Origin of the sequence: Aliiruegeria lutimaris (assembly GCF_900099935.1) — a bacterium.
Taxonomy (GTDB): Bacteria; Pseudomonadota; Alphaproteobacteria; order Rhodobacterales; family Rhodobacteraceae; genus Tropicimonas; species Tropicimonas lutimaris.
The window spans coordinates 1-7,260 of record NZ_FNEK01000129.1 but is presented as its reverse complement, the minus strand read 5'-3'; the positions used below and the strand labels follow the sequence as shown (position 1 = coordinate 7,260).

The window sequence follows — 7,260 nt, the reverse complement described above, 5'->3', positions numbered from 1 at the left end:
CAGGCTCGCTACTGTAGCCATGGCCAACAAGTCCGCCCGGATCATCTGGGCAATACTGACAAAACGAGAAGAATACCGGCAGCCAATCGCCTGATGCTGCCAAGAGATGCAAGACGCTTGATGTGATGATGCGAAATGAAGTCAACCAAAAGTAAGGACACTCCGTCGAACGGCATGGCCCTCGAGGTCGTTAAGCCGATTGGAACCTTACTTGCGGAACTCATCAAGGCCAGTGGCAACCGCCACACTAACAGGCCGGACACACGACTGTACTGACAGACCATCGCGACCACAGAAATCTCTTGCAATGCAGGAGCCATCCACACAGGCCATTCGAGGGCGCGCGCTTCGCGCGCGTGGACGATCCTTTGGGTCGTGCCTCCGGCGGAGGTATTTTCTGGAAAGATGAACGAGGACCGCGCCCGTATCATCTTTCCAGAAATATCCTGGGGGGAGCGCTCGAATGAGCGCGGGGGGCAAAGCCCCCTTTCAACATCAATCGACGACTCGATGACGACCTCTCACGGACAAGTGCCGTCCTCTTGGGGACGGGCTCCGTGTGATTGAGCTGCCGAAAGGCGTTGCCTGTGCTCGCCCAGAGAGTTCAGGCGGACAGCGTCGAGCGGACCCATCGCGGGCGGCGCGTCATTTCGGCGAGCGATACAGTCGGGGCGTGGCGGCCACCGAGCTTCAGCGTTGCCGCCTTGAGTTCTTCGATCGCCTCGTTGGAGTTCGCAGACAGGGACTTGGCCGGGATCGGTCGCCCGAAAGTAAGCCGGAAGGGCTGGCTGTCCTTGTTCAGCGTTTCGTGGAAGAGCGTGATGTCGCGCAGGCTCGGGTGGATCATGTCGAAGAGGTAGAATAGTGCCGAGTTGCGGGCCCGCATGTTCACAGGGATCACGTCGAGGTCCCATTTGCGAGCGATCATCGCCGCCGAGGCCATCCATTCGCGCTCATGCAACTTCAGCCAGCGGCGCTTGGCCAGCCGGCCGGAAGGAAAGATCACGCCGATTCGTCCCTGCTCGATTGCCTTGCGGGTATAGGCCATGGTTTCGCGCGTCTTGGCATGGCTGCGCTTTTCCAACCGCCATTCGACCGGGCAGATCATCGTGCTCATCTGCGGCATGAAACGCAGGATGTCGGAATTGGCGTAGATGAAGGGATCCTGACGGCGCCGGGTGATCGCGTCCCACAGGATGATTCCATCGCCGATGCCAGTCGGGTGGTTGGCAACGATCAGCGCCGGCCCTTCGACCGGCACGTTCTCGAGGCCGCTGACCTGCACGTCCTTCGCGATCAGATCGGCCATGCGGCGCATGATGACATCATTCGGCTCGTCCCGGAGTTCGGAACTGAGTTCGATCGTCCGGTCGTACCCGAGCACCTTGTTCAGCAGGCGGTGGGCGTTGCGGCTGACGATATTGTCCTTGAACAGCCAAGCGGCCCGTTCCTCGATCATGGGATCAATTCTATCTCGCATGCCTTACCCCAGCAAATATGTGGGCTAACGGAAAATCCATTCAATCAACGGCATATTCCGTCCCCAGCCATTGCGCATTCCCAAAGCGCTACAATGACAATTTAACAGCTTGATGACGACCCGTCACCCAGAACGGATGCCTTGCGTCGGAAGAATGCCTTTTTTTCGATCATTTCTCAGACGCAGGGAGGTGGGGGCGCTGCCCCCGCGCTTTTGCAAGCGTTCCCCCTGGGAATTCTTCAGAGAGACGATGCGCGATTCTCCGCTCTTTGCGCGGTAAACAACCGTTTTTGCTCGAAATGACCGCGCTACCGGGGCGTTAGTCTCCCAAGATGCGACCGACCATTTCCGAGCTGTCGCGACTCAGCCCGGGGGTAGCCGCGAGTCGCTCCAGGTTCTCCCGGATGAGCCCCTGACGGTCGGCATCGTAATGTTTCCAGGTCTCGAAGGCGGTGAGCATGCGCGCCGTTGTCTGCGGGTTGACCGGGTCCAGGAGGATGAGCCAGTCGGTCAGCAGCGCGTAGCTTGCGCCTGATGGGTCGTGGAAGCCGGCCGCGTTCATGGCCAGCCCGCCCATGACGGCGCGGAAACGGTTTGGATTCTTCCAGTCGAAACCCGGATCCTCGGTCAGGCGGTGGACCGCGGCGGCAGCCTTGGCCGGAGCGGCAAGGCCGGATTGGAGGCCGAACCATTTATCCATGACCAGCCGGTCCTCCTGCCATTGGTGGCGGAAGGCGGCGAGGGCGGTCTCGGCCTTGCCGATGTCGAGCAGGCAGGCCAATGCGCCAAGTTGCTCGGTCATGTTGTCAGCTGTTTCATACTGCGACTGGGCGCGGACGCCACCGTCCAGAAGACTCAGGAAGCCAAGCGCTGCCTGGCGCAGAGCGCGTTGGCCGGCGTCGCCGGCATCGGGGCGATAGGGGCCGTGCACGGCCATGTCGTCATAGAGATCGGACAAGGTAGTGCCGAGCTGTTCGGCGATGGCTTTGCGCAGTTGCTGTACCGCGTCGTAGATCGCGAGCGGGTCCGGGGTCCGCCCCGATTGATAGAGGGTCTGGGCGAGGTCGTCCTGCCCGGGAAGGCCGAGGGCGAGGGCGCGGAAGGCCGGGTCCAGCGTTTCGTCGCGGGCGACATTCTCCAGCGCCGTGAGCAGCGCCGGGTCGGGGGCGGCGCCTTCGGTGATCATGCGGATCAGGACATCCTTGGCCAGCGCCCGCCCGGCTTCCCACTTGTTGAACGGGTCGGTGTCATGGGCGAGCAGGAAGGCGCGTTCGCTGGCGCTCTGGTCGCGCTCGAGCACGACCGGGGCGGAGAAACTGCGCAGGATCGAGGCGACGGGTTTCGCGGACAGCCCGTCAAAAGTGAAGCTCTGCTCGGCTTCTGTCAGTTCCAGAACCCGCGTCGGTACGACTTCGTCGCCATTGGGCGAGAGCAGCCCCACGGCCACCGGGATGACCAGCGGTTCCTTGTCGGGCTGGCCCGGCGTGGGGGGCGTGCTCTGCGACAGCGTGAGCGTGTAGGTGCCGTTGTCGAAACTCTCCTGCACTGCGATGCGCGGCGTGCCGGCCTGGCTGTACCAGCGCTTGAATTGCGACAGGTCGCGGCCAGTGGCGTCCTCGAAGACCTTCAGCCAATCCTCGATCGTCGCGGCATCGCCGTCGTGACGGCTGAAATAGAGATCCAGTGCCTTGGAATAGCCCTCGTCGCCGACAAGGCGCTTGAGCATGCCGATCACTTCGGCGCCCTTTTCATAGACGGTGGCTGTATAGAAATTGTTGATCTCGACGAAGCTCTCGGGGCGCACCGGGTGGGCGAGCGGGCCGTTATCCTCGCGGAACTGGCGGGCGCGCAGCGCCAGCACGTCGTTGATACGCTGAACGGCGTGGGAACGCTCGTCGCCTGAGAACTGCTGGTCGCGAAAGACGGTCAGCCCTTCCTTCAGGCAGAGCTGGAACCAGTCGCGGCAGGTGATACGGTTGCCGGTCCAGTTGTGGAAATACTCATGCGCGATGATGCTCTCGATGCGCTCGAAATTTGCATCCGTGGCGGTTTCGGGGGAGGCGAGCACGGCGGAGGAGTTGAAGATGTTCAAACCCTTGTTCTCCATCGCGCCCATGTTGAAATCGTCCACGGCGACGATGTTGAAGATGTCGAGGTCGTACTCGCGGCCATAGACCTCCTCGTCCCATTTCATCGAGCGTTTGAGCGCATCCATGCCGAAGGCGCATTTTCCCAGATCGGGTTCGCGGACCCAGATATTGAGCTCCACATCGCGGCCGGAACGGGTGGTGAAACGGTCGGGGTGGTTGACCAGATCGCCCGCCACCAGCGCGAAGAGATAAGCTGGTTTCGGCCACGGATCGGACCACTCCGCCCAGCCGTCGCCCCTGGCCGCCGGGTTGCCATTTGACAGCAGCACCGGCAGCTCGCCCTCGATGCGCACATCGAACGGGGCCATCACGTCGGGGCGGTCGGGATAAAAGGTGATCTTGCGGAATCCTTCGGCCTCGCACTGGGTGCAATACATGCCGTTCGACATGTAGAGACCTTCCAGCGCGGTGTTGGTCTGCGGGCTGATCTCCACTTCGGCCTCCCAGGTGAAGGGGCCTTCGGGAACATCGCAGGTAATGCCGCCTTCGGCCGCGTTCGGGATTACGCTCTCGCCGTCAATCCGGGCGTGAATCAGCTTGAGGTCTTCGCCATGCAGGAAAAACGCGCCGCCCTTGCTGTCCGGGTTCGGCGCGAAGGCGATCTTCGAAATCACCCGGGTTGCCCCTGGCGCCAGCCGGAAGGTCAGGTGGACCTGCTCCACGACATGGGTGAAAGGCGTGTAGTCGGCGAGATGGATGGTTCTGGGATCGTCGAGAGACATCGGGAAATCTCCTAAATGTTTGCGCGCACCCTATGAGGGATGGCGGGCGCCCGCAACGCCCCTTACCGGCGACATTTTGAGGGCGTCGGGCAACAGGCGCTCGACATCAGGGAGGAGCCGTTCGAGCGCGTGGAGCCGCGCCGAAATCCACCTGTGCAGCTTCTTTTTGTCCCCAATGTTTGGTTTCGAGGTTTCCTGGCTTTGCGCTATAATGAGATCCGAGTGGATGGTCAGGAAAGGCTCCTGCTCCGCCGAGAGGGAAGGGATTGATATGAGACGTTTATCGAGCGCTGTCGCCGTGAGTGGCTTTCTTGCAATGTCGAGCCTTGCCGCGGCCCAGGATCTGGCCACGGTGGAGGCGCCCGGCTATGGCGGTGCAGCCGATAGCGGCTGGACCTACCAGCTGCAGCTTTACATCTGGGGCACGGAAGTGGGCGGTGTCGCCAATGGCAAAGATTTCGATATCGGGTTCGACACGCTTGTGGAGAACCTGAACTTTGCCCTGATGGGCGGGTTGAAGGCCTATAACGGTGACTGGATGAGCTATGGCGAGTTGGGATATGCCGCTCTCGGCTACAAGGACGGCGCGACCATCAACACCTCCATCGGTGTCGATATCGACGTCGATCTCGACACCGAGGTAAAGTCGACGGTGGTGTCCTTTGGCGGTGGCTACCGGGTGATCAACGAGCCAAACTACACGATGTATGTGACGGGCGGCGCCCGTTACCTCAGGCTGGACTCCACAATCCAGCTGAAGGTTGCGAACCGAAAACTGTCGCTCGAAAGCGACGATGACTACTGGGATGCCGTGGTCGGCCTGCAGGGCGAGGCGCGCTTCAACGAGAACTGGTTCATGCCCTGGGTGCTGGATGTCGGTGCCGGCCAGTCGGACCTTACATGGCAGGCCGGGCTCGGGGTCGGCTACCGCTTCGGGCGCAACGATATCGTTTTCGGCTATCGCCACATGGAGTGGGAACTGCCGGAGGACGACGTGGTCACCAATTATTACCAGAGCGGCCCGATGCTGCTGTGGAATTTCCGCTTCTGAACCATCGGAACCGAAATGCAGGATGGGCCGTCGGTCTCCGGCGGCCCTTTTCCTGTCGTAGAGGGCGCGGCTTCCGTCTAAGACGGTCCAATGGATAACGAGACATTTGAAATCTACCTCGTGGCGACGCCGGGGCTGGAAACCGTGCTCTGCGAGGAGGCGCGGGAACGCGGCTTTGCCGGGGCGGCGGTCACCGAGGGTGGCGTGGCCTTTACCGGCGGCTGGCCGGATGTCTGGCGGGCGAACCTGGTCTTGCGGGGCGCGGCGCGGGTGCTGGCCCGGATCGGATCGTTCCGCGCCTTTCACCTCGCGCAGCTCGACAAGCGGTCGCGGAAATTCGACTGGGCGCAGGTGGTCCGGCGCGGACAGGCGGTGAAGGTCGAGGTGACGACGAAGAAATCCAAGATCTATCACGCGGGCGCGGCCGCGCAGCGGATCGAGCGGGCGCTGGTCGAGGAGGCGGGCGCCGTGATTTCGCCCGAGGCGCCGCTGCGCCTGCTGGTGCGGATCGACGACAACCTTGTCACGGTCTCGGTCGATAGCACGGGCCCATCGCTGCACAAGCGCGGGCACAAGGAGTTCGTCGGCAAGGCGCCGATGCGCGAGACGATGGCGGCGATGTTCCTGCGCCAATGCGGGTATTACGGCTCCGAGCCGGTGCTGGACCCGATGTGCGGCTCCGGCACCTTCGTGATCGAGGCCGCCGAGATCGCCGCCGGGCTGGCCCCGGGCCGCACGCGACGTTTTTCTTTCGAGGAACTGCCGGGCTTCGAGCCCGCCGCGTGGGAGGCGCTGCGCGCGGGCGTGCAGACGGTGGTGCCCGAGGCGCGCTTCTACGGCTCGGACCGGGATGACGGCGCCATTCGCGGCGCTCAGGCCAATGCCGAGCGGGCAGGGGTGGCCGATTGGTGCAGCTTCACGCGCGGTGCGGTGGCGGACTTGCAACGCCCCGACGGACCGCCGGGGCTGGTGATGATCAACCCGCCCTATGGCGCGCGGATCGGCAACAAGAAGCCGCTCTTTGCGCTGCATAACGCGCTCGGGCAGGTGCTGAAGGAGCGCTTCAAGGGCTGGCGCGTCGGGATTATCACCTCGGATGGCGGGTTGGCCAAGGCGACCGGACTGCCCTTCCTGCCCACAGGCGCGCCGGTGGCGCATGGCGGGTTGAAGGTGAAGCTCTACAGGACGGAAGCGCTCTGACGGCAGCCATTCCGGGCACCACGCCGCTCAAATGTTGGTCCGGGGTGACTAACCCCGGACCGCGCCCGACTTTCGGCGATTGCTTGCAATCGCCTGTCGTCCACAGGGGATTGCAAGGCAATCCCCGAGGGACCCTCCCCCCGGGAGGGCGCATTGGCGATGTCTTGCGCTATTGAGACCCTGTTCGGGGCTTTGGGATAAATCGCATTGAACTGGCGTTGCGAAGCGCCCACCCAAGGTCGGGTACGGCCCGCTTCATAGTGTCTGATGATTACTTGTCCCGTAATCTCGTGACTAAAGTGGCTGCTGCTCAATACCTTCTGCGCAAGCTCGCTGTGACCCGGCCCAACCATGTCTGGGCCATGGACATCACCTATATCCCCATGGCGCGCGGGTTCGTCTACCTGACAGCGGTCGTGGACTGGTTCAGCCGAAAGGTGTTGGCCTGGCGGCTCTCGGTCACACTGGAGACGGAGCCGTGCCTCGAAGCTCTGAAAGAAGCGATGGCCAGATACGGCAAGCCGGAGATCATGAACACGGACCAGGGCAGCCAGTTCACATCCATCGACTTCATCAAGGCGCTGAAAGATGCCGAGATCCAGATCAGTATGGATGGAAAAGGTGCCTGGCGCGACAATGTCTTCGTCGAACGGCTAT

General features: G+C 62.5%; 4 protein-coding genes and 1 pseudogene. 3 read left to right on the top strand and 2 right to left on the bottom strand.

The window, feature by feature from the left end; genetic code table 11:
• Window positions 1-604: 604 nt before the first annotated feature.
• Window positions 605-1,480, bottom strand: coding sequence for a 1-acyl-sn-glycerol-3-phosphate acyltransferase (locus BLR85_RS27160; RefSeq protein ID WP_093164771.1), 876 nt, complete (start codon window positions 1,478-1,480; stop codon window positions 605-607).
• 319 nt (window positions 1,481-1,799) lie between these two features.
• Window positions 1,800-4,352 carry an aminopeptidase N gene (gene pepN, locus BLR85_RS27155; RefSeq protein ID WP_093164769.1) on the bottom strand — a complete coding sequence of 851 codons (2,553 nt, stop codon included), beginning with the start codon at window positions 4,350-4,352 and terminating at the stop codon, window positions 1,800-1,802.
• A 271-nt stretch (window positions 4,353-4,623) separates the two neighbouring features.
• On the opposite strand from pepN, the gene BLR85_RS27145 reads away from it, so the two are divergent.
• The 3 genes and pseudogenes from BLR85_RS27145 to BLR85_RS27135 form a co-directional block, all read left to right on the top strand.
• A complete protein-coding gene (locus BLR85_RS27145) occupies window positions 4,624-5,403 on the top strand; it encodes a hypothetical protein (protein ID WP_093164763.1) in 780 nt (259 codons plus the stop codon).
• Between the two features lie 90 nt (window positions 5,404-5,493).
• Entirely contained in the window at window positions 5,494-6,603 is a 1,110-nt protein-coding gene (locus BLR85_RS27140) for a THUMP domain-containing class I SAM-dependent RNA methyltransferase (protein WP_093164760.1), read from the top strand.
• A 314-nt stretch (window positions 6,604-6,917) separates the two neighbouring features.
• Window positions 6,918-7,260: pseudogene (locus BLR85_RS27135) on the top strand (transposase); the annotation flags it as partial.